At 72.3% G+C, this 20,698-nt stretch carries 18 protein-coding genes; 12 read left to right on the top strand and 6 right to left on the bottom strand.

Annotated features, from left to right (window positions below; all coding sequences use genetic code 11):
- Position 1: 1 nt before the first annotated feature.
- Positions 2 to 1,144: an agmatine deiminase family protein gene (locus tag HFV08_RS03670; protein WP_168535829.1), complete on the bottom strand. Its 1,143-nt coding sequence runs from the start codon at positions 1,142 to 1,144 to the stop codon at positions 2 to 4.
- Positions 1,145 to 1,507: 363 nt separating this feature from the next.
- Here HFV08_RS03670 and HFV08_RS03665 point away from each other — a divergent pair, with 363 nt between their 5' ends.
- Positions 1,508 to 2,098, top strand: coding sequence for a TetR/AcrR family transcriptional regulator (locus tag HFV08_RS03665; RefSeq protein ID WP_168535827.1), 591 nt, complete (start codon positions 1,508 to 1,510; stop codon positions 2,096 to 2,098).
- Positions 2,099 to 2,184: 86 nt separating this feature from the next.
- A complete protein-coding gene (locus HFV08_RS03660) occupies positions 2,185 to 4,245 on the top strand; it encodes a thioredoxin domain-containing protein (protein WP_168535825.1) in 2,061 nt (686 codons plus the stop codon).
- A 52-nt stretch (positions 4,246 to 4,297) separates the two neighbouring features.
- Here the strand turns inward: HFV08_RS03660 and HFV08_RS03655 are convergent, their stop codons facing one another.
- Together HFV08_RS03655 and trhA are read right to left on the bottom strand one after the other, a co-directional pair.
- Positions 4,298 to 5,020: a Mut7-C RNAse domain-containing protein gene (locus HFV08_RS03655; RefSeq protein ID WP_168535823.1), complete on the bottom strand. Its 723-nt coding sequence runs from the start codon at positions 5,018 to 5,020 to the stop codon at positions 4,298 to 4,300.
- Between the two features lie 74 nt (positions 5,021 to 5,094).
- Positions 5,095 to 5,844, bottom strand: coding sequence for a PAQR family membrane homeostasis protein TrhA (trhA, locus tag HFV08_RS03650; protein ID WP_168535821.1), 750 nt, complete (start codon positions 5,842 to 5,844; stop codon positions 5,095 to 5,097).
- Between the two features lie 248 nt (positions 5,845 to 6,092).
- Between trhA and HFV08_RS03645 the strand changes: the two genes are divergently transcribed.
- Positions 6,093 to 7,922 carry a phosphoenolpyruvate carboxykinase (GTP) gene (locus HFV08_RS03645; protein WP_168535819.1) on the top strand — a complete coding sequence of 610 codons (1,830 nt, stop codon included), beginning with the start codon at positions 6,093 to 6,095 and terminating at the stop codon, positions 7,920 to 7,922.
- 151 nt (positions 7,923 to 8,073) lie between these two features.
- Here HFV08_RS03645 and HFV08_RS03640 read toward each other — a convergent pair whose 3' ends face one another.
- Positions 8,074 to 8,463: an SCO4983 family protein gene (locus tag HFV08_RS03640; RefSeq protein ID WP_168535817.1), complete on the bottom strand. Its 390-nt coding sequence runs from the start codon at positions 8,461 to 8,463 to the stop codon at positions 8,074 to 8,076.
- A 315-nt stretch (positions 8,464 to 8,778) separates the two neighbouring features.
- Between HFV08_RS03640 and HFV08_RS03635 the strand changes: the two genes are divergently transcribed.
- Positions 8,779 to 9,069, top strand: a complete 291-nt coding sequence (locus tag HFV08_RS03635; RefSeq protein WP_168535815.1) for a hypothetical protein — start codon at positions 8,779 to 8,781, stop codon at positions 9,067 to 9,069.
- 75 nt (positions 9,070 to 9,144) lie between these two features.
- Here the strand turns inward: HFV08_RS03635 and HFV08_RS03630 are convergent, their stop codons facing one another.
- A complete protein-coding gene (locus HFV08_RS03630) occupies positions 9,145 to 10,356 on the bottom strand; it encodes a pyridoxal phosphate-dependent aminotransferase (RefSeq protein ID WP_168535813.1) in 1,212 nt (403 codons plus the stop codon).
- A gap of 145 nt (positions 10,357 to 10,501) precedes the next feature.
- On the opposite strand from HFV08_RS03630, the gene HFV08_RS03625 reads away from it, so the two are divergent.
- Positions 10,502 to 11,167 carry an alpha-ketoglutarate-dependent dioxygenase AlkB gene (locus HFV08_RS03625; protein WP_168535811.1) on the top strand — a complete coding sequence of 222 codons (666 nt, stop codon included), beginning with the start codon at positions 10,502 to 10,504 and terminating at the stop codon, positions 11,165 to 11,167.
- Between the two features lie 72 nt (positions 11,168 to 11,239).
- On the opposite strand, the gene HFV08_RS03620 is transcribed toward HFV08_RS03625, so the two are convergent.
- Positions 11,240 to 12,535 (bottom strand): amino acid deaminase, encoded by a 1,296-nt coding sequence (locus tag HFV08_RS03620; protein WP_246341487.1) that lies wholly within the window; start codon positions 12,533 to 12,535, stop codon positions 11,240 to 11,242.
- A gap of 212 nt (positions 12,536 to 12,747) precedes the next feature.
- On the opposite strand from HFV08_RS03620, the gene HFV08_RS03615 reads away from it, so the two are divergent.
- The 7 genes from HFV08_RS03615 (at position 12,748) to HFV08_RS03585 (ending at position 20,694) form a co-directional block, all read left to right on the top strand.
- Positions 12,748 to 14,085, top strand: coding sequence for an Nramp family divalent metal transporter (locus HFV08_RS03615; protein ID WP_168535809.1), 1,338 nt, complete (start codon positions 12,748 to 12,750; stop codon positions 14,083 to 14,085).
- A gap of 154 nt (positions 14,086 to 14,239) precedes the next feature.
- A complete protein-coding gene (locus HFV08_RS03610; RefSeq protein ID WP_168535807.1) occupies positions 14,240 to 15,226 on the top strand; it encodes a hypothetical protein in 987 nt (328 codons plus the stop codon).
- A 54-nt stretch (positions 15,227 to 15,280) separates the two neighbouring features.
- Positions 15,281 to 15,988: a Flp pilus assembly protein CpaB gene (gene cpaB, locus HFV08_RS03605; RefSeq protein ID WP_168535805.1), complete on the top strand. Its 708-nt coding sequence runs from the start codon at positions 15,281 to 15,283 to the stop codon at positions 15,986 to 15,988.
- A 109-nt stretch (positions 15,989 to 16,097) separates the two neighbouring features.
- Positions 16,098 to 17,699: a CpaE/TadZ family protein gene (locus HFV08_RS03600; protein ID WP_168535803.1), complete on the top strand. Its 1,602-nt coding sequence runs from the start codon at positions 16,098 to 16,100 to the stop codon at positions 17,697 to 17,699.
- A gap of 78 nt (positions 17,700 to 17,777) precedes the next feature.
- Positions 17,778 to 18,179 (top strand): TadE family protein, encoded by a 402-nt coding sequence (locus HFV08_RS03595; RefSeq protein ID WP_168535801.1) that lies wholly within the window; start codon positions 17,778 to 17,780, stop codon positions 18,177 to 18,179.
- Positions 18,180 to 18,302: 123 nt separating this feature from the next.
- Positions 18,303 to 19,679 (top strand): TadA family conjugal transfer-associated ATPase, encoded by a 1,377-nt coding sequence (locus tag HFV08_RS03590; RefSeq protein WP_168535799.1) that lies wholly within the window; start codon positions 18,303 to 18,305, stop codon positions 19,677 to 19,679.
- A gap of 73 nt (positions 19,680 to 19,752) precedes the next feature.
- Positions 19,753 to 20,694: a type II secretion system F family protein gene (locus HFV08_RS03585; protein ID WP_168535797.1), complete on the top strand. Its 942-nt coding sequence runs from the start codon at positions 19,753 to 19,755 to the stop codon at positions 20,692 to 20,694.
- The last annotated feature ends 4 nt before the right edge of the window (positions 20,695 to 20,698 follow it).

Below are 20,698 nucleotides of genomic sequence, written 5' to 3'. Positions count from 1 at the left end.
CTCACGCGGCGGGTCTGCCCGGCTGGTCGTGGGTCGCGCAGTGGATGCCGCCCCCGCCGGAGGCGATGGTGTCGATGCGTACCCGCACGATGTCGCGGTCCGGGAACTGCTCCTGGAGGATCGCCTCGGCCCGGTCGTCGGCCCTGGTGTCGCCGAAACCGGGCATGAACAGCGCGTCGTTGGCCACGTAGAAGTTGGCGTAGGTGGAGACGAAGTCGTCACCGGCTCCGGTGATCCTGCCCGGGTCGGGCTGCGGCAGATCGATCACCTCCAGCTTCCGGCCCCGGGCGTCGGTCGCCTCGCGCAGCACCTTCCGTGCCTGGTCCGCCGAGCGCGACCAGACGTCCGGCGGGCTTCCGGGCGCGGCCCTGTCGACCAGGACCACTCCGGGCGCCGTGAAGCGGACGAGGCTGTCGACATGGGCGTCGGTGATGTCCTGGCCCCGCACCCCGGCCAGCCAGATCACCTTCCGCACACCGAGGGCGCTCTTGAGTTCGGCCTCGATCCGGGCACGGCTTCTGCCGGGGTTGCGGTTCCTGTTGACCAGCGAACTCTCGGTCAGCAGCAGCGTGCCCTCGCCGTCCGTCTCGAACGAGCCGCCCTCGCCGACCAGCGGAGCCTTGGCGCGCGCGATCCCGTACTCGGCGAGCAGCCGGCGCCCGACCGTGCCGTCATTGTCGTGGACCTGCTTGTCGCCCCAGCCGTTGAAGCGGAAGTCGACCCCCAGGGTCCTGCCCGACTCCTCGACGAACACGGGCACGGTGTCCCGCGCCCACAGATCGTCGACCGCGAGCGGGATCACCTCGACCTGGGAACCGCAGGCCCGCTGCGCCGTGTCCACCTGACCCGGCCGGGCCATCATCACGACCTCCTCGTACTCCGCGACCGCGCGCGCCACACGGGCGATGTCCTCGCGGACGTACGGCAGGTCCTCACCCCACACCGACCGCAGAGCGGGCCAGGACATGAACGTCCGGGTGTGGCTCTCCCATTCGGCACCGAAGTGCCGGGCACCGGCGGACGCCGGGGTGACGTCGCCACCCCCGCCCTCCTCGGGGCCGCAGGCGGCTGCCCCGAAGGCGAACACGCCGACACCGGCGAAGGTGCGCAGAACGCTGCGGCGGGACGTCGGCTCAGGGGACACGGAGAACTCCCAGGGGTTCGGTGGGCGGCCCCTCCCGGAAGTGGCCCCTCCTGCAAGGGGACTCCTGGAACCGCGGGCTCCGGGCAAGGCGGATGCAGTGACTCGGCCCCACTCCGGGACTTGGCCCCACTCTGACACTGACTGAATTTTCAGTCAAACAGTCCGGAGTGATCGTGTCACCGACGACCACGTGGACGCGACGTCCCGATTCCTCGTCCCGATTCCTCGCCCGGGCACGGACAGCGCTCAGCTGCCGCTCCACTGCCGGACCGGGTGCCCCCGGCCGGGGCCCGCCCGTCCGCACGGATCGCACCGGACTAAAGTTTCAGTCAGTACGGACGGTGCGAGATCGAAGGGCGGAAGATGGCTTCTCGCAGTACGCAGATCCTCGAAGCGGCCGCACGGATGATCGCCCGACGCGGGGTACGAGGACTGCGTGTCGAGGAGCTCGCGGCCGAGGCTGGAGTGTCCACGGGGCTGATCTACTACCACTTCAAGGACCGCACCGGGATCCTGCGTCACACCCTGGCCTTCATCAACGACCGGGCCGCGCGCTACACCCAGGACCGCCCGGCCGGTGCCGAACCTCTCGGCCCCCGCGAGGAGTTGGAGCATGCCCTGCTGCTCGAACTCCAGGACACGCCGGAGGTCGAGGAGAACAGTTCCGCCTGGGGGGAGCTCCGGGCGAGCGCTGTCTTCGAGCCCGTGCTGCGCGAAGACCTCGCCCGCGCCACCCTGGTCTGGGTGCAGGAGATCGCCGCCCTCCTCGGCCGGGTCCACCCCTTGTCCCCGGCCGCCGCCCTCGCCGCCGCGGCAGAGCGGCTGACCGCCCTGGTCGAGGGGCTCAGCATGCGCTGGCTGAGCGGAGGCCTCGCCATCGACCACGCGCGCACCCTCCTGAAGGAGGCCGTCGCCACCGAACTCGGCCACCTCGAAGCGGCCCGGAACTCCTGAGGTCTCGGCCACCGCCGCGGCCGGGGAACGCCGGAACCGGCCTCGCGAGGTGGGCCCGAGGATCCCGGTCGTGCAACGATGCCGACATGAACCGCCTGGCTCACTCCCAGTCGCCCTACCTCCTCCAGCACGCCGACAACCCCGTCGACTGGTGGCCCTGGGGAGAGGAGGCACTGGCCGAAGCGCAACGCCGGGATGTGCCGGTGCTGCTGTCCGTCGGATACTCCGCCTGCCACTGGTGCCACGTCATGGCCACCGAGAGCTTCGAGGACGCGCAGACCGCCGCCTATCTCAACGAGCACTTCGTGAACGTCAAGGTGGACCGGGAGGAGCGGCCCGATGTCGACGCGGTCTACATGGAGGCCGTGCAGGCGGCGACCGGGCAGGGCGGGTGGCCGATGACGGTGTTTCTGACGCCGGAGGCGCGGCCCTTCTACTTCGGTACGTACTTTCCGCCGGAGCCGCGGCACGGCATGCCCGGTTTCCGGCAGGTGCTCGACGGGGTCAGCCAGGCCTGGCGGACCCGGCGCGGGGAAGTCGACGAGGTTGCCGCGAAGATCGTGGAGGACCTGTCCGAGCGGGAGATCTCCTACGGCGACGGCACCGCACCCGGCCCCGAGGAGCAGGCGGCGGCGCTGCTCGCGCTCACGCGGGACTACGACACCGCGCACGGCGGCTTCGGCGGGGCGCCCAAGTTCCCGCCGTCCATGGTCGTCGAGTTCCTGCTGCGCCACCATGCGCGTACCGGTTCCGAGGGTGCGCTGCAGATGGCCGAGGACACCTGCGAGGCGATGGCCCGCGGCGGGATCTACGACCAACTCGGCGGCGGATTCGCCCGGTACAGCGTGGACCGGGAGTGGGTGGTGCCGCACTTCGAAAAGATGCTCTACGACAACGCCCTGCTCTGCCGCGCCTACGCGCACCTGTGGCGGTCCACCGGCTCCCCGCTCGCCAAGCGCGTGGCGCTGGAGACCGCCGACTTCATGGTCCGCGAACTGCGCACCGCGGAGGGCGGGTTCGCCTCCGCGCTCGACGCCGACAGCGAGCCCGCCGACGCGCCCGAGGGCAGCCACGCCCACGAGGAGGGCGCCTACTACGTATGGACGCCGCAGGAGTTGCGGGCCGTGCTCGGGGACAAGGACGCGGTCTTCGCCGCCGAGTACTTCGGGGTGAGCGTCCAGGGGACCTTCAGCGAGGGCGGCAAGGGCGCCTCGGTCCTCCAACTCCCGCGCAAGGACGGCCTGATGGCCGAGGCGGGGCAGATCGAGTCGATCCGGGAGCGGCTGCTCGCCGCCCGTGCCGAGCGCCCCGCCCCCGGCCGCGACGACAAGGTGGTCGCGGCCTGGAACGGCCTCGCCGTCGCCGCCCTCGCCGAGACCGGCGCCTACTTCGACCGCCCCGACCTGGTGGAGGCCGCGGTCTGCGCCGCCGACCTGCTGGTACGGCTGCACCTGGACGAGCACGCGCGACTGACCCGTACCTCCAAGGACGGCAGGGCGGGTACGAACGCGGGGGTCCTGGAGGACTACGGGGACGTGGCCGAGGGCTTCCTCGCGCTGGCCGCGGTGACCGGGGAGGGGGTCTGGCTGGAGTTCGCGGGCTTCCTGCTCGACCATGTGCTCGGCCAGTTCGCGGACGCGGACTCCGGCGCCCTCTTCGACACCGCCACGGACGCCGAGGAACTCATCCGCCGCCCGCAGGACCCCACCGACAACGCCACCCCCTCCGGCTGGACCGCCGCCGCGGGCGCCCTGCTCTCGTACGCGGCGCAGACCGGCTCCGCGGCCCACCGCATCGCCGCCGAACGCGCCCTCGGGGTGGTCCGGGTGCTCGGCCCCCGGGTGCCGCGCTTCATCGGGCACGGGCTCGCGGTGGCCGAGGCGCTGCTCGACGGCCCCCGCGAGATCGCCGTGGTCGGCGGCAGCGGCGGCGCACTCCACCGCCTCGCGCTGCTCGGCACCGCGCCCGGAGCGGTCGTCGCCGCGGGCGGCCCCGGCAGCGGGGAACTCCCGCTGCTCGCCGACCGGCCCCTGGTCGACGGCGCCCCGACCGCGTACGTCTGCCGGGGCTTCGTCTGCCAGGCACCGACCACGAGCGCGGCCGTACTGGCGGAGCAGGTGGGGGTACGGGAGACGGCGGAGGGCTGAGGAACCGTCGGCCGGGGCGGGTCGCGCGCGAAGGCGGCCGGCCCACCGCCCCTCAGCCGAACTCCGCCACCGCCCCCGCCACGATCGACTCCAGCTGTTCGTGGTGGGCGCCGCGCCAGTACACCCGTGCGCAGGCCGTGCACCGGGCGAAGACCTCGTAGCCGCTGCGGGTGCCGCCCTCCAGGCGGTCGGCCACCTCCTCCTTGCCGGCCGCGCGGAGCAGGCCGTTGCAGGCGGTGCAGCGGGTCCAGGGGTCGAGGCGAGGAGTGAAGCGGCCCAGTACGTCGCGGAGTTGCTCCTCGGGGCGGTCGCTGTAGACGTAGGCGCCGGCCCAGAGTTCGCGGCGGCGCAGCAGGCCGCGGTCCCGGCTGAGCAGGACCCGGCGCTCGGCGGCGGAGCGGGTGGCGAGGGCGGGGTCGCCGATGTCCTCCGACTCGTACGCGGCGTCCACGCCGAGCAGCCGCAGCCGCCGGGCCGGCGTGCCGAGGTGGACGTCGAGCAGGAAGCGCAGCGGGGCGCCCGGCAGCCGCTGGGGGCGGGTCACGGCGCGTACTTCGATGTGCTCCCCGGCGGCGGGTACGTGGGAGGGCTCGACCGGGCGGCCGTCCACCAGCAGGGTCCCGGCCTCGGTGAGCGGTACCCCGGCCGATTCGACGACATGGCCGAGGGTGGAGACGCCGTCGGTGCGCAGCGCGGTGGTCCCGGCGCGGCGGTGGTGCGGCACGAACAGGGCCGGCCCGGGGGCGAATCGGATGTGGATCTCCGGACCGTTCACCGGGCCAGGATGACATGCGGCGGCCCCGGTGGCCGGGGGATTTCCCGCCGGTCGCCGGGGCCGCCGGGTGCCGCTCAGGCGTGCTGGTAGGCCACCAGGGAGATGCCCACGTAGTGCACGACGAAGGCCGCGAGGGTGAAGGAGTGGAAGACCTCGTGGAAGCCGAACCAGCGCGGGGAGGGGTTCGGGCGCTTGACGCCGTAGATGACGCCGCCCGCGCTGTAGAGGAGGCCGCCGACGACCACCAGGACCAGGACGGCGATGCCGCCGGTCCGCATGAAGTCGGGGAGGTAGAAGACGGCCGCCCAGCCCATCGCGATGTAGCAGGGGGTGTAGAGCCAGCGCGGGGCGCCGACCCAGAAGACCCGGAAGAGGATGCCCGCCGCGGCGGCCGCCCAGATACCCCAGAGCAGCCACTGCCCCTTGCCGCCGGGCAGCAGCAGGATCGTCAGCGGGGTGTAGGTGCCCGCGATGATCAGGAAGATGTTGGCGTGGTCGAGCCTGCGCAGCACGCCGTCGGCGCGCGGGCCCCAGTTGCCGCGGTGGTAGAGGGCGCTCACGCCGAAGAGCAGGCAGGCCGTCAGCGTGTAGATGCCGCAGGCGATCCGGCCCCGGGGGGAGTCGGCGAGCGCGGTGAGCACGAGGCCCGCGATGACCACGGCCGGGAACATGCCCGCATGCAGCCATCCGCGCAGATGCGGCTTGATCAGGGCGGCCGTCTGGAGGGCGGCGGCCTTGGCCGGGGAGTCGGTGGACTGCCCGGCGGGCGAGGAGGGACGAGGCGCTGCGGTCGTCCCGATCGAGTCTGGGGCGGGAGAGCTCATAGGCCGATCGTACCTACGGCACCGTAAGTCGGCGGTATGCGCGTCTCGGTGAGCTGAGGGAAGTGGTGATGCTCACTCCGCTCAAGTGTGACGCCCTCTGGACAGATGAACACGTCCGTCGCATGATCTCAAATGAGAGCAGGCGGCACCGGATGAGCGGTCACGAAGCATCCGGGTCGCGGCCCCCACGGGGCACTCATCTCCACAACGGGGCACTCACCCTCAAAATCCCTCACTTAGGAGCAATCGTGGCGCGCGACATCGCGGCTCCCACCGTCCCCACCCGTCATCAGGGCCTCATCGCCTGGGTGAACGAGATCGCCGAACTGACCCAGCCGGACAAGGTGGTCTGGTGCGACGGAACCGAGGCGGAGTACGAGCGCCTCGCCGATGAGCTCGTGGCCAAGGGCACCTTCAGAAAGCTGGACCCGGTCAAGCGCCCCAACTCCTACTACGCCGCCTCCGACCCGACCGACGTCGCCCGCGTCGAGGACCGGACCTTCATCTGCTCGGCGAAGGAGGAGGACGCGGGCCCGACCAACCACTGGAAGGCGCCCGCCGAGATGCGCGAGGTCTTCCAGGGCAAGGACGGCGACGGAGGCATCTTCCGCGGCTCGATGCGCGGGCGCACCATGTACGTCGTCCCCTTCTGCATGGGCCCGCTGGGTTCGCCGCTGTCCGCGCTGGGCGTCGAGATCACCGACTCCGCCTACGTCGCCGTCTCCATGCGCACCATGACCCGGATGGGCCAGGAGGTCCTCGACCAGCTCGGTGAGGACGGCTTCTTCGTGAAGGCCGTGCACACCGTCGGCGCCCCGCTCGCCGAAGAGGACGAGGACGTGCCGTGGCCGTGCAGCACCACCAAGTACATCTCGCACTTCCCCGAGGACCGCGAGATCTGGTCCTTCGGCTCCGGCTACGGCGGCAACGCCCTGCTCGGCAAGAAGTGCTACGCGCTGCGCATCGCCTCGGTGATGGCCCGCGACGAGGGCTGGCTCGCCGAGCACATGCTCATCCTCAAGCTGACCCCGCCGCAGGGGGAGTCGAAGTACGTCGCGGCGGCCTTCCCCTCCGCCTGCGGCAAGACCAACCTCGCGATGCTGGAGCCGACGATCTCCGGCTGGACCGTCGAGACCATCGGTGACGACATCGCCTGGATGCGCTTCGGCGAGGACGGCCGCCTCTACGCGATCAACCCGGAGGCCGGCTTCTTCGGCGTCGCCCCCGGCACCGGCGAGCACACCAACGCCAACGCCATGAAGACGCTCTGGGGCAACTCGGTCTTCACCAATGTCGCGCTCACCGACGACAACGACGTGTGGTGGGAGGGCATGACGGAGGAGACCCCGGCCCATCTGACCGACTGGAAGGGCAACGACTGGACCCCCGAGTCCGGCGTCCCGGCCGCGCACCCGAACGCCCGCTTCACCACCCCGGCCGCGCAGTGCCCGATCATCGCGCCGGAGTGGGAGAGCCCGAAGGGCGTGCCGATCTCGGCGATCCTCTTCGGCGGGCGCCGGGCCAGCGCGGTGCCGCTGGTCACCGAGTCCTTCGACTGGAACCACGGGGTCTTCCTCGGCGCGAACGTCGCCTCCGAGAAGACCGCCGCCGCCGAGGGCAAGGTCGGCGAGCTGCGCCGCGACCCCTTCGCGATGCTGCCGTTCTGCGGCTACAACATGGGCGACTACATGGGCCACTGGGTCGACGTCGCCAAGGGCAAGGACGCCGCCAAGCTGCCGAAGATCTACTACGTGAACTGGTTCCGCAAGAACGAGGCCGGCAAGTTCGTCTGGCCCGGCTTCGGCGAGAACAGCCGCGTACTGAAGTGGATCGTCGACCGGCTCGACGGCCGCGCCGAGGGTGTCGACACCCCGATCGGCGTGCTGCCGACCAAGGCCGCCCTGGACACCGAGGGCCTCGACCTCTCCGAGGCCGACCTGGAGTTCCTGCTCACGGTCGACAAGGAGATCTGGCGCGAGGAGGCCTCCCTGGTCCCCGAGCACCTGAACACCTTCGGCGACCACACGCCGAAGGAGCTGTGGGACGAGTACCGGGCCCTGGTGGAGCGCCTCGGCTGAGTCCCGCTCCCGCCCAGCGGCTGTACGTGCCTGACCCCGCCGGTCCTTCGGCGGGGTCAGGCACGTATGGGGCCGTGTGCGTACGGGGCCGGACTCAGGTGCGGGAGCCGGGCCCGGGTGGGGGAGCGGGACTCGGGTGCGGGAGCCGGGCTCAGGCCGCGGCCGGGCGGAGTGCGGCCAGGGCCGCGGTGTGCGCGTCCATCCGCTCGGCGGCGAGGATCGCGGCCGCGGTGTCGGCCCGGGAGGCGGCGACGACCAGGGCGCGGCCCGCGAGGGCGTGGGCCCGGTGATGCAGCGAGGCGGTGTCGCCCTCGCCGGGGTCCGGGTGCCGGACGGGTGGGGCGCCGCGGAGCCGGGTGAGCTGCTCGGCGATGCGCGCGGCGGCGCTCTCGTCCCCGAGCTCGTCGGTGACGGCGAGCAGGGCGGCGAGATGCCCGGCGAGCTGGATGTCCAGCTCCTCCTCACGGCTGCGGTGGGGGTAGGCGTCGTCCTGCCCGCCGGCCATCGAGTGGACCGACTTGGTGCGGATCGGGTCGTACATGGATGGCCTCCCAGACTCTTCGGCCCGGCTTCTTCCCGGCTCGGAACTCTTCGCCCGTGACTCTCCGGCCCGAAGCCTTCAGGACGTCATCTTAGCTTGGATTGAGTCTAAAGTTGAGGGGTGTCGGAGGGTGAAGGTGCGGAATCCCGTAGTAGTCAAGAGGGCGGGCGGGAGCGGGGCGGCGAACAGTGTGGGCTGCCCACGCATCACCGGCGGCGGGACGATGGATGCCACGGACGACCGCGCCGCCGTCCGCCGGGCAGGGAGCGGCGGCCGGGGGAGACGCGGTCCGCGGATCGGCGAGGTGCGGGTGCCATGCGGATGCTGCTGATGGCGCAGATGGACACCGAGAAGGCGAGCGGGGCGGTCGCGAGCGGCTCGCTGCCCGAGATCATGCAGGCGACGATGGACCGACTCAAGCCGGAGGCCGCCTACTTCGTGGCCCTCCAGGGCAAGCGCACGGCGCTCATGTTCTTCGACCTGGAGCAGACCTCCGACATCCCGTCGATCGCGGAACCGCTCTTCGACCGGCTCGGCGCGCAGCTCACGCTGGTGCCCGCGATGGACTTCGACGATGTCGGCTCCGGGCTCGGCCGCCTGGGCTGATCAGGGCGCGCCCGTACGAACCGGCCTTCCTGGCCGCCGAGTTGAGGGAGCGGTACGTCCGTGGCTACGGGCTCCTCAGTGCTGCCCGTACCCGTCCAGGAAGTGGCCGATCCGGGTCACCGCGTCGGTGAGGTCGGCCGCGGTGGGCAGGGTGACGATGCGGAAGTGGTCGGGCTCGGGCCAGTTGAAGCCCGTACCGTGCACGACCATGATCTTCTCGGCGCGCAGCAGGTCGAGGACCATCTGCCGGTCGTCCTTGATCTTGAAGACCTTCGGGTCCAGGCGCGGGAAGAGGTAGAGCGCGCCCTTCGGCTTGACGCAGCTGACCCCGGGGATCTGGGTGAGCAGCTCGTACGCGGCGTCCCGCTGCTCGATGAGGCGCCCGCCCGGCAGGACCAGGTCGCTGATGGTCTGCCGCCCGCTGAGCGCGGCGACCACCCCGTGCTGGCCCGGCATATTGGCGCACAGCCGCATATTGGCCAGGATCGTCAGGCCCTCGATGTACGAGTCGGCATGCTGGCGCGGTCCCGAGACGGACATCCAGCCGACGCGGTAACCGGCCACCCGGTACGCCTTCGACATGCCGTTGAAGGTCAGCGTGAGGAGGTCGGGGGCGATGGCGGCGGTGGGGGTGTGGACGGCGTCCTCGTAGAGGATCTTGTCGTAGATCTCGTCGGAGCAGACCAGGAGGTTGTGGCGGCGGGCGATGTCGGTGAGCGAGCGGAGCATCTCCTCGCTGTACACGGCGCCCGTGGGGTTGTTCGGGTTGATGATCACCAGCGCCTTGGTGCGGTCGGTGATCTTCCGCTCCAGGTCGGCGAGGTCGGGCATCCAGTCCGCCTGCTCGTCGCAGCGGTAGTGCACGGCCGTGCCGCCGGACAGCGAGACGGCGGCGGTCCACAGCGGGTAGTCGGGGGCCGGGACGAGGACCTCGTCGCCGTCGTCGAGCAGCGCCTGCATCGCCATGACGATCAGCTCGGAGACGCCGTTGCCGATGAAGACGGACTCCACGTCGGTCTCGATGCCGAGGGTCTGGTTGTGCATCACCACCGCGCGGCGGGCGGCGAGCAGGCCCTTGGCGTCGCCGTAGCCGTGCGCCCCGGAGAGGTTGCGGAGCATGTCCTCCAGGATCTCCGGCGGGCACTCGAAGCCGAAGGCGGCCGGGTTGCCGGTGTTCAGCTTGAGGATGCGGTGCCCCGCCGCTTCCAGCCGCATCGCCTCTTCGAGAACCGGGCCGCGGATCTCGTAGCAGACGTTGGCGAGCTTGGTCGACTGGATGAGCTGCATGTCCGTGAGGATACGGGCCGGTAACGCCCGGCGCTCCGTGTTTTGCGCCACCCGGGAACCGGGGCGGGCGCCCGCCGGGCCCGGTCCGGCAGCACCGGCCGAAGCTGTTCGCTCACCTGTTCGGTTCTCGCGTTAGCCTGGAGCCATGGAGCACCTCCAGGCCTCCCTCTTCGACCAGGGCGACGAGATCCGGCAGGCACCCCTGACCGGCCTCGCGCGCACCGAGCTGTCCGACGGCGCCTGGATCGAGGAGCTGCCGGGCTGGCTCGGCGGCGCGGACGCGCTCTTCGCCCGGCTGCGGACCGAGGTGCCCTGGCGGGCCGAGCGCCGCCGGATGTACGAGCGGACCGTGGACGTCCCCCGGCTGCTCTGCTTCTACGGCGCCGGGGAACCGCTGCCGCACCCCGCGCTCACCGCGGCCCGCGAGGCCTTGAGCGCCCACTACCAGGCCGAACTCGGCGAGCCCTTCGTCACCGCCGGGCTCTGCCTCTACCGCGACGGCCGCGACAGCGTGGCCTGGCACGGCGACCGCTCCGGGAACCCCCGGCGGGGCTCGCGCGGTCCGGACCCCGAGGGCCGCGGCGCCCGCGAGGACACCCTGGTCGCCATCCTCTCCCTCGGCGAGCCCCGGGACCTGCTGCTGCGCCCCCGCGGCGGCGGCCGCACCGCGCTGCGCCGCCCGCTGGGCCACGGCGATCTGCTGATCATGGGCGGCTCCTGCCAGCGCACCTGGGAACACGCGGTGCCCAAGGCGGGCGGGGCCAGAGGAGCGCGGATCAGCGTCCAGTTCCGGCCACGCGGGGTGCGCTGAGCCCGCCGCCGCGGCACCCGAGGCCCGCGCTCGGCCTCCGGCAGGCGGCAGGGCGCGCCCCCAGAGGAACGTTCAGAAGAACGTGCGGACGTACTCCACCACCGCGCCCCCGCGCCGTACCACCGGGATCAGCGGCCACTTCTCGAAGACCGTGCACGGATGCGAGAGCCCGAGCGCCACCCAGTCGCCCACCTCGATCCCGCAGTCCGGAGCGGTACGCAGCCAGGCGTGCTGATCCGAGAGCCTGCTGACCTCGATGCCCTCGGCCGCCCGCTCCGCCCCGTCCCGCGCCGAGCGCACGAGGAGCGGCACCGGCAGCCCCATGTCGTACGAGACATCCCGCTTGCCCGCGTTGAGGAAGGCCTGCTCGGGGGTGGGCCGGGAGACGACCTGGGCCCACAGCCGCAGCGCGGGCCGCAGCGCGCCCTCCTCGGGGATCCGGTTGAAGGGGGTGGACTCCTGGTAGCGGCCGTCGTCGTGGCTCACATAGGCGCCGGAGCGCAGCACCTTGCGCACCGGGCGGGACAGGGCGGGCAGCCGGGCGAAGGCCGCCGCGACCGCGTCGAACCAGGAGCTGCCGCCCGCGCTCACCACGATCTCCTCGGCCCCGGCGAACAGCCCCTCGCCGTCCAGGAGTTGGGCGAGGCCGAGGAGCCGGTCCAGCCAGGCGCGTACCGTCGCCGGGCTCGCCCCGGGCAGGTCCGCCTCGTATCCGGCGACACCGGTGAGCCGCAGGGTGCCGGTGGCCGCGACGGCGCGGGCCACCGTGAGCGCCTCCGCCTCGCCGCGTACGCCGGTGCGCGCCTCGTCCCCGGCGGCCAGCTCGACCATCACCTCGAAGGGGCGGTTCCGGCCGCGCAGGGCCTCGTCCATCAGGGCGACGCCGCGCACCGAGTCGACGTAGCAGAGCAGGCGGAAGCCGGGGTCGCGGTCGACTTCGGCGGAGAGCCAGTGCAGGGCGGCGCGGTCCACGACCTCGTTGGCGAGGAGGACCACCGGCGCCCCGAACTCCCGTGCCACACGCACCTGGTGGGGCACCGCGAGGGTGATCCCCCAGGCGCCGTGCGCGAACTGGCGCTGGAACAGCTGCGGCGCCATGGTGGTCTTGCCGTGCGGGGCGAAGGAGAGCCCGTGCCCGGCGGCGTAGCCCTCCATCAGGCGGAGGTTGTGCTCCAGGTCCTCGGCGGAGAGCGTGAGGACGGGGGTGGTGAAGCCGCCGGTGTACAAGTTGCGCTGCTGCGCCGCGAGTTGGCCGGCCAGCAGGCCCTCGGCGTCCGGCGGCAGCCCCTTGAACCGGTGGTCGACCGGTTCCTCGGCGAGCCGCGCGAGCCTGCCGGTGTCCATCCTCGTGGGGCGGCCGGTGTCCATGCGTCCCTCCAGGGCGGGGAGTCGGTGTCCGCGGGCCCAACGGCCGCGGCGGGGACGGGGATTCACGACCCCGGCCCGCGTGCGTCCGCAAACCGCAGGCGTCCGCGCGCCGTCCCTGCCCTGCGCGCCGGGGCGGCAAACCCCCGCCCACCTCGGAGGAAAGCATGCGCGCCCCCTTGTGCGCCCGCGGGATGTGCGCTTTCTTCCTGCGCATGGCGGAGACGACGAACAGCACAGGCGCACCCCCTCCCGGCAAGCCCGAATCGGTGCCGCGCAAGTCCAGTTGGAAGTACATCGGGCCCGGCATCGTGGTCGCGGCCACCGGTGTGGGCGCCGGCGACCTGGTGGCCACCCTGGTCGCGGGCAGCAGCTTCGGCTACACCCTGCTGTGGGCGGCCGTCGTCGGCTGCCTGGTCAAGATCTCGCTCGCGGAGGCCGCGGGCCGCTGGCATCTGGCCACCGGCCGCACCCTCTTCGACGGCTGGGCCTCTCTCGGCCGCTGGACCACGGTCTTCTTCGTCGTCTACGTCGTCATCTGGGGCTTCGTCTACGGCGCCGCGGCGATGTCGTCGAGCGCGCTGCCGCTGCAGGCGCTCTTCCCGGACGTCTTCCCGGCCGACTGGTCGATCAAGCCCTGGGGAGTGCTCTGCGGGATCGTGGGCCTGGTCTTCGTCTGGTTCAACAAGTACGAGGTCTTCGAGAAGGTGATGACCGTCCTCGTCGGGGTGATGTTCGTGGTCACCGTCTACCTGGCGATCCGCGTCACCCCCAACCTCGGCGAGGCCTTCGCCGGACTGCTGCCCGTCCTGCCCGACGAGAAGGACTCCGTCCTCAACACCCTCGGCCTGATCGGCGGCGTCGGCGGCACCATCACCCTTGCCGCGTACGGCTATTGGGTCAACGCCAAGGGCTGGACGCACACCGGCTGGATGAAGGTGATGCGCCTGGACAACCGGGTCGCCTACGTCACCACCGGCATCTTCGTGGTCGCGATGCTCTTCGTCGGCGCCGAGCTGCTGCACTCCTCGGGCACTGCCATCTCCAGCGGCGACAAGGGCCTCATCGACCTGACCAAGGTCCTGGAGGACGAGTACGGCAACGCCACCGCCAAGCTCTTCCTGATCGGCTTCTTCGCCACCTCCTTCACCTCGCTGATCGGCGTCTGGCACGGAGTGAGCCTGATGTTCGCCGACTTCGTGGCCCGCTACCGGCGCGCCCCGGGCGAGGCGGCCACCGCCGAGGAGGTCGCCACCGGGCGGCGCGAGAAGTCCTGGGCCTTCCGCGGCTATCTGCTCTGGCTGACCTTCCCGCCCATCGTCCTGCTCTTCCAGGGTCAGCCCTTCCGCCTGGTCATCCTCTACGGCGTCCTCGGCGCCGCCTTCATGCCCTTCCTCGCCCTCACCCTGGTCTGGCTCCTCAACTCCGGCCGTACGCCCAGGGAATGGCGCAACGGACGCCTCAGCAACGCCATGCTGATCCTCGCGGGCCTGCTCTTCGTGGTGCTGTGCGGGCAGCAGATCTGGGACCAGCCGTGGTCGGAGTTCTTCTAGGGCGCCCCATCCTCGGGACCGGCAGGGGAAGATAACCCCAACTCGGGTGTTGAGCCGCCCCCTGCGTGGATATGGTGCAGATGCAGGAGACAGCGCGAGGGGCGAGGGTGAGGCGGGCTCGGGCCCGGCCGTGAGCAGGGATGGGGGTGCGCGGGTGCCGACCGCCATAGCCGTCACCAGTGCGGACCTGGTACTTCCGTCGCTGGACCGGCACACCCCCTCCGCCGCCGTGCTGCAGTCCGCCGTACGCGCGCCGAAGTCCGCCAAGTCGGCCGCGCTCGCGCGGAGTTCGCCGGGGCACGGCAGGAGTTCCGCCGGGCACGGCAGGGGCAACCCGGCCGAGGCGGACGCCTACTCCCTGGACCAGTCCCTCGCGGAGATGCACACGCTCCTGGACCACCACGGCTATGTGATCGTGCTGTGCCCGAGGTCCGCGCCGGTCTCCGTGGCGCACCGGCTGCACGCCGTGCGGTCGATACTGGAGACCGACCGGATCGCCCTGCTGCGCCCCGAGCTGCCGCCGCTCGGACTCGCCGTACTCGCCCTGCAGCTACGGCAGTTGAGCGTCTGCGACTTCAGCCCCGGGGTGCTCGCCTCGGCCGCCCGGCTGCTCTCGCACTACATCTACGCCGGGGCCGTGCTCGGCTCGGTCTCCCGGCTCGACCGGGTGCCGGTGGGCCTCGGCTCGCACGCCCGGTCCTGGGTGCCCGGCTCGCAGTTCGCGGTCCTCGCCACACCCGAGCCCCAACTCCTGCGGCTGAACCCGCAGAAGTCCGAGGCCCCGGCCGTCCCCGCCGGGCCCGCCTTCGGCACCCGGATGGTGGTCGCCCCGGGCCAGCTGCCCGCGGACTGGGTCACCGGCACCCTCGCCCCGGCCTGGCAGGTGCAGGGCGTCACGCACGCCCGGCAGCCCGCCGCCTCGGCCGAGTGGTGGGGAACCGCGAAGCTCGCCGAGTTCGCCGCCGCCATCCCCGACATCTCCGTGCTCTACCAGCTGGTGTCCTCGGTGCGCCGGGAGCGCTGCCACTGGTGCGGGCTCGAACTCATCGGCGACCGCTGCGGGTTCTGCGCCGCGCCGCTGCCGCCGCCACCCGAGCTGACCGCCCCCGCCGCCCGTGCCCTCACCGCGGGCGCGGGCTGAGGGCGAAGCGGTGCCCCGTCCCCCGTACACGTCCCCGATCGAGGTAGTCCGGCCATGAACTCACGCCAGCGACGCGGCGTCATCCTGCTGGTGGTCTCCGTGCTGTGTGCCGTCGGCGCCTTCGCCGGTGTCCTGTCGGTGATCCGCGACGTGAACTCCAAGGTCGGCCCCGAGGTGAGCGCGTACCGGCTGAAGAGCGATGTGGCCCCGTACAAGGAGCTGGAGGCCGGGCAGTTCGAGAAGGTCGAGATGCCCGAGCGGTGGCTCTCGGACACCGCGGTGCGCAGCCTGCGCCAGATACGCGGGAAGATCGCCGTCACCACCCTGCGCAAGGGCTCGCTGCTGCAGACCGACATGCTGGTCGGACGGCCCGAACTCAAGCCGGGGCAGCAGGAGATCGCCATCATGATCGACGCCTCCACCGGTGTCGCGGGCAAGATCGACCCGGGCGCGGAGGTCAACATCTACGCCACCTTCAAGGCCGAGGACGAGCGCCAGAAGGATCAGTCGAAGATCATCGTGGAGCGGGCCCGGGTGATCGACGTCGGCAAGCTCACCCCCTTCGACCGCGACCAGGACGACCGCCGCCGCGAGCAGAACGAGGCGGTGCCGATCACCTTCGCCCTGGACGCCGGGGACGCCCAGCGGGTCGCCTACGCCGAGTCCTTCGCCACCCACGTGCGGCTGGCCCTGGTGGCGCAGGACGGGGACTCCGCGGTGCCGCCGGGCGACCGTTCGTACACCCTGGACGAGGACAAGTAGGCCCGGACATGGTCGAGTTGGGCGCCAGCGGCGCGAAGAGGCCGATCCGGGCACACCGGCGGGCGAGAGGGCGGGCGGTCCCGGGACCGGTCGCCGCGAGGAGGCCGTCATGAGCATCCGTGTGCACTCCGCGGTGCCCGACCCGGAGTCGGCCCGCGCGCTGTCGACTCTGCTCGGGCAGCTGGCCGACACCGAACCCGCCCTGCCCGTACCGGACTCGGCCACCCTGGTGGACACCCTGGACCGGCTCGCCGCCGAGTCCCTGGACGAACTGCCCGAGGTCGTCCTCGTCCACGAGCGCATCGGCCCGGTGCCCGCGCTCGACCTGATCCGCGACCTCGTGCTGCGCTACCCGGCGGTCGGCATCGTCCTGGTCACCGCCGACACCAGCGCCGGGGTGCTCACCGCGGCGATGGACTCCGGCGCGCGCGGCATCGTCACCCTGCCGCTCGGCTACGAGGCGCTGGCCGAACGCGTGCAGGCCGCGGCCTCCTGGTCGCTCGGCATGCGCCGCCACCTGGGCACCGGCGCCGAGCCCGCCCTCACCGGACCGGGCGGCCAGGTGGTCACCGTCAGCGGCGCCAAGGGCGGCGTCGGCACCACCCTCACCGCCGTCCAACTCGCCCTGGCCGCCCAGCACTCGGGCCGCTCGGTGGCGCTGCTCGACCTCGACCTCCAGTCCGGCGACCTGGCCTCGTACCTCGATGTGCAGTTCCGGCGCTCCATCGCCGACCTCGCCGCCATCGCGGACATCACCCCCCGGGTCCTCCAGGACGCCGTCTACACCCACGAGAGCGGACTCGGCCTGCTCCTCGCCCCCGCCGAGGGCGAACGCGGCGAGGAGGTCACCGACCGGGTGGCCCGCCAGGTGCTCGCCGCCCTGCGCAGCCGCTACGACCTCGTCCTGGTGGACTGCGGCTGCCAGCTGAGCGCCGCGGGCGCCGTCGCCGTCGAAGTCGCCGACCAGGCACTGCTGTTGGTGACCCCGGACGTGGTCGCGGTGCGCGCCGCCAAGCGCACCGTACGGCTCTGGGACCGGCTCCAGGTCCGTAAGGCCGAGGACACCGTCACCGTCCTCAACCGCCACTCCCGCGGTACGGAGATCCAGTCCTCCGTGGTCGAACGCGTCACCGGCACCCGGGTCGCCCGCACCACCGTCCCCGCGCACTTCAAGGAGCTCCAGTCCGCGGTCGACGCCGGACGCCTCCAGGACCTCGACGACCGCTCCACGGTGAAGCAGGCCCTCTACACCCTCGCCGGTGAACTCGGCCTCGCCACCGCCGAGGCGCCCGCGGCCAAGCGCCGTACCGGCGGCGCGCTCGCCCTGCGCAAGCGGGAGAGCCGGGGGGACCGGGGCGCGGTCACCCTCGAATTCGCGGGCATGTTCCCGATCCTGCTCACCCTCCTGACCATCCTGTGGCAGTGCGCCCTGTACGGGTACACCTACTCGCTGGCCGGGAACGCCGCCGACGAGGGCGCCCGCGCCGCCACCGCGGCCGCCGTCTCCGGCGCCGACCCCGGGGCCGCCTGCGCCCGCGCCGCCCGCGCCCATCTGCCCGGGGCCTGGCAGGACGCGGCGGTCGACTGCACCGACGAGGGCACCGTGTGGAAGGCCCACGTGGACGCCAAGGTCCCGCTGTTCCTGCCCGGCTTCGACGCGGGCTGGGAGGTCTCCGGCGAGGCGGGCGCGGCCCGTGAGGGCGAGGACTGAGGGCCGGGGGCCGCGGACCGCGCGGACATGGACGAGCACGGCGAGAGGGGACGGCCGGGGAGATGAAAGGAGGGGCTGATGCGAGGGCCGCACGGTGACCGGCGGGTTCGCCCGCGGCGTCCGGCAGGCGGGCGCCGGCGCCCGCTCGACGACCGCGGTGTCTCCATGCTGGAGTTCGCGGGCTTCCTGCCGATCCTGCTGCTCGTCGGGATGGCCGCCATCCAGCTCGGCCTGGTCGGCTACTCGGCCAGCCAGGCGGGCTCCGGGGCACGGGCCGCCGCCCGGGTCGCCTCCCAGGACGGGCCGGGCCAGGCCGCCGGGTACGCCGCGATGAGCGACTGGCTGGACGCCCAGGTGAACGTGGTGCGCGGCGGCGAGACCACCACCGCCACGGTGACCGTCCAGGTGCCGACCCTGCTGCCCTTCGTGGACACCGACTGGAGCGTCTCCCGCAGCGCGACCATGCCCGACGACGACTAGCGCCACCATGGCCGAGGACCACCGGTACGACCGCGCCCGAGGACGACCGGCCCGCCGCCGACACGTCATCATGGTTCCGGCAGCGGACCAACCGTACGACCGCAGAAGGGAGTTGAGCCGAGGATGAGCCTGAGGTCCCGTATCGCGCAGCCCGAGGAGGGCGGCGGAGCCGGACGCGAGGACGGGCGGCTCGTGGCCGCCTACCGCGCCAAACTCCTGGAGGAGATCGACCTCGCGGAGATGTCCTCGCTCACCGCCGCCGAACGCCGCGCCCGCCTGGAACGCGTCCTCGGCCATCTGATCAGCCGCGAGGGCCCGGTCCTGTCCACGGCCGAGCGCACCCAGCTGATCCGCCGGGTGGTCGACGAGGCGCTCGGACTCGGCGTGCTCGAACCGCTGCTCGCGGACGCCTCCATCACCGAGATCATGGTCAACGGACCCGACGCCGTCTTCGTCGAACGCTCCGGCCGCGTCGAGCAGTTGCCGCTGCGCTTCGCCTCCGACGAGCAGCTCCTGCAGACCATCGAACGCATCGTCTCCACCGTCAACCGCCGGGTGGACGAGTCCAATCCGATGGTCGACGCCCGGCTGCCCACCGGCGAACGCGTCAACGTCATCATCCCGCCGCTCTCGCTGACCGGCCCGACGCTCACCATCCGCCGCTTCCCGCGCGCCTACACCCTCACCGAGCTGATCGGCCTCGGCTCCCTCGACGAGCAGATGCTCCTGCTGCTCGCCGCCTTCGTCCGCGCCCGCTTCAACCTGATCGTCTCCGGCGGCACCGGATCCGGGAAGACCACCCTGCTCAACGCCCTGTCCGGGCTCATCCCGGACCAGGAGCGCATCATCACCATCGAGGACTCCGCCGAACTCCAGCTCCAGCAGGAGCATGTGATCCGCCTGGAGTCCCGGCCGCCCAACGTCGAGGGCAAGGGCCAGGTCACCATCCGCGACCTGGTGCGCAACTCGCTGCGGATGCGCCCCGACCGCATCATCGTCGGCGAGGTCCGCGGCGGCGAGACCCTCGACATGCTCCAGGCCATGTCCACCGGCCACGACGGCTCGCTGGCCACCGTGCACGCCAACACCGCCGACGACGCCCTGATGCGCCTGCAGACCCTCGGGTCCATGTCCGAGGTGCAGATCCCCTTCGAGGCGCTGCGGGACCAGATCAACTCCGCGGTGGACGTGGTCGTCCAGCTCGCCCGGCATGTGGACGGCTCCCGCAAGATCTCCGAGGTCGCACTGCTCGTCTCGCACGGCCGCGAGGAGTTCCGGATGGTGCCGGTCAGCCGCTTCCTCGCCCGCCCGATGGGCGCCGACCGCCTGGTCCACGGCCACTTCGAACACCTGCCGCTGCCCCGGGAGATGGCCGAGAAGCTCCACCTCGCGGGCGAGGCGGTACCGCCCGCCTTCGGCACCGGCGGCCGGGGCGGACCGTATCCGCCCCGGCCGCCGCACGCGCAGGGCCCGTACCCGCCGAGGCAGGCGATCGGATGAGCACGTACGCCGCCGCCCGCGGGACGCGGCCCCGTCCCCTCGGCCGCCGCGCCCACACCGACCGGAGTCCGGCATGAACAGCCCCGCCCTGCTCGCGCTCGGCGCCACCCTGCTCACCGGCGCGCTCGCCACCGCCGGGGTGCACGCCTACGCCTCCGGCCGCGCCCAGCGCCAGGCACTCGTCGACCGCCTCTCCGGGGAGGGGGCGGCGGGCCTCCCGGCGGGCCGCGCGCGCCGCTTCTCCGGGGTGGACCGCAGGCTGCGCGGCACCCGCCTCGGCCGCGCCCTGCAGCAGCGGCTGTCCGCCACCGGACTCGACGTCACCCCGGGCGAGTTCTTCGTCTACGTCCTCGCCGTGGTACTCGCCCTGTGGCTGATCGCCGCCGCGGCCCTGGCCCCCTTCTTCGGCCCGATCGCCGGGCTGATCGGCGCCTGGAGCGCCCTGCTCTTCCTCAACTGGCAGCGGCAGAAGCGCATCGAGGCCTTCATCGGCCAACTCCCGGACGTGGCACGGCTGCTGGCCAACGCCACCGCCGCCGGGCTCGCCCTGCGCACCTCGCTCGCCATGGCCGCCGAAGAGCTGGAGGCACCGGCCGGGGTGGAACTCTCCCTGGTCGCCGACAAGTTGAGCCTGGGCCGCAGCGTCGAGGAGTCCCTGGACGAGCTCGCCCAGCGGCTGCCCTCCCGTGAACTCAGCGTCCTGGTCACCACCTTGGTGCTCTCCAACAAGGCGGGCGGCTCCGTGGTCAGCTCGCTGCGCAACCTCACCCAGACCCTGGAGGACCGCAAGGAGACCCGCCGCGAGATCCGCACCATGCTCTCCGAGGTCAACGCCACCGCCTTCACCGTGCCGCTGCTCGGACTCGGCTCGCTGCTGCTGATCAACTCCTCGAACGAGGGCGCCCTCGCCAAGGTCACCGGCTCCCCGCTCGGCCAGGGGCTCATCCTGCTCTCGCTCGGGTTGTACACGGTCGGCTTCCTGGTGATCCGCCGCCTCGGAAAGATCGAGGTGTGAGCCC

The sequence above is a fragment of the Streptomyces physcomitrii genome (assembly GCF_012273655.1).
Taxonomy (GTDB): Bacteria; Actinomycetota; Actinomycetes; order Streptomycetales; family Streptomycetaceae; genus Streptomyces; species Streptomyces physcomitrii.
This window is presented reverse-complemented; position numbering and strand designations above follow the sequence as displayed.

Bases quoted from the DNA above. Each gene is read 5' to 3' on its own strand.
- HFV08_RS03665 (WP_168535827.1), top strand. From the start codon at position 1,508: ATGGCTTCTCGCAGTACGCAGATCCTCGAAGCGGCCGCACGGATGATC.
- HFV08_RS03660 (WP_168535825.1), top strand. From the start codon at position 2,185: ATGAACCGCCTGGCTCACTCCCAGTCGCCCTACCTCCTCCAGCACGCC.
- trhA (WP_168535821.1), bottom strand. From the start codon at position 5,844: ATGAGCTCTCCCGCCCCAGACTCGATCGGGACGACCGCAGCGCCTCGT.
- HFV08_RS03640 (WP_168535817.1), bottom strand. From the start codon at position 8,463: ATGTACGACCCGATCCGCACCAAGTCGGTCCACTCGATGGCCGGCGGG.
- HFV08_RS03635 (WP_168535815.1), top strand. From the start codon at position 8,779: ATGCGGATGCTGCTGATGGCGCAGATGGACACCGAGAAGGCGAGCGGG.
- HFV08_RS03630 (WP_168535813.1), bottom strand. From the start codon at position 10,356: ATGCAGCTCATCCAGTCGACCAAGCTCGCCAACGTCTGCTACGAGATC.
- HFV08_RS03625 (WP_168535811.1), top strand. From the start codon at position 10,502: ATGGAGCACCTCCAGGCCTCCCTCTTCGACCAGGGCGACGAGATCCGG.
- HFV08_RS03620 (WP_246341487.1), bottom strand. From the start codon at position 12,535: ATGGACACCGGCCGCCCCACGAGGATGGACACCGGCAGGCTCGCGCGG.
- HFV08_RS03615 (WP_168535809.1), top strand. From the start codon at position 12,748: ATGGCGGAGACGACGAACAGCACAGGCGCACCCCCTCCCGGCAAGCCC.
- cpaB (WP_168535805.1), top strand. From the start codon at position 15,281: ATGAACTCACGCCAGCGACGCGGCGTCATCCTGCTGGTGGTCTCCGTG.
- HFV08_RS03600 (WP_168535803.1), top strand. From the start codon at position 16,098: ATGAGCATCCGTGTGCACTCCGCGGTGCCCGACCCGGAGTCGGCCCGC.
- HFV08_RS03595 (WP_168535801.1), top strand. From the start codon at position 17,778: ATGCGAGGGCCGCACGGTGACCGGCGGGTTCGCCCGCGGCGTCCGGCA.
- HFV08_RS03590 (WP_168535799.1), top strand. From the start codon at position 18,303: ATGAGCCTGAGGTCCCGTATCGCGCAGCCCGAGGAGGGCGGCGGAGCC.
- HFV08_RS03585 (WP_168535797.1), top strand. From the start codon at position 19,753: ATGAACAGCCCCGCCCTGCTCGCGCTCGGCGCCACCCTGCTCACCGGC.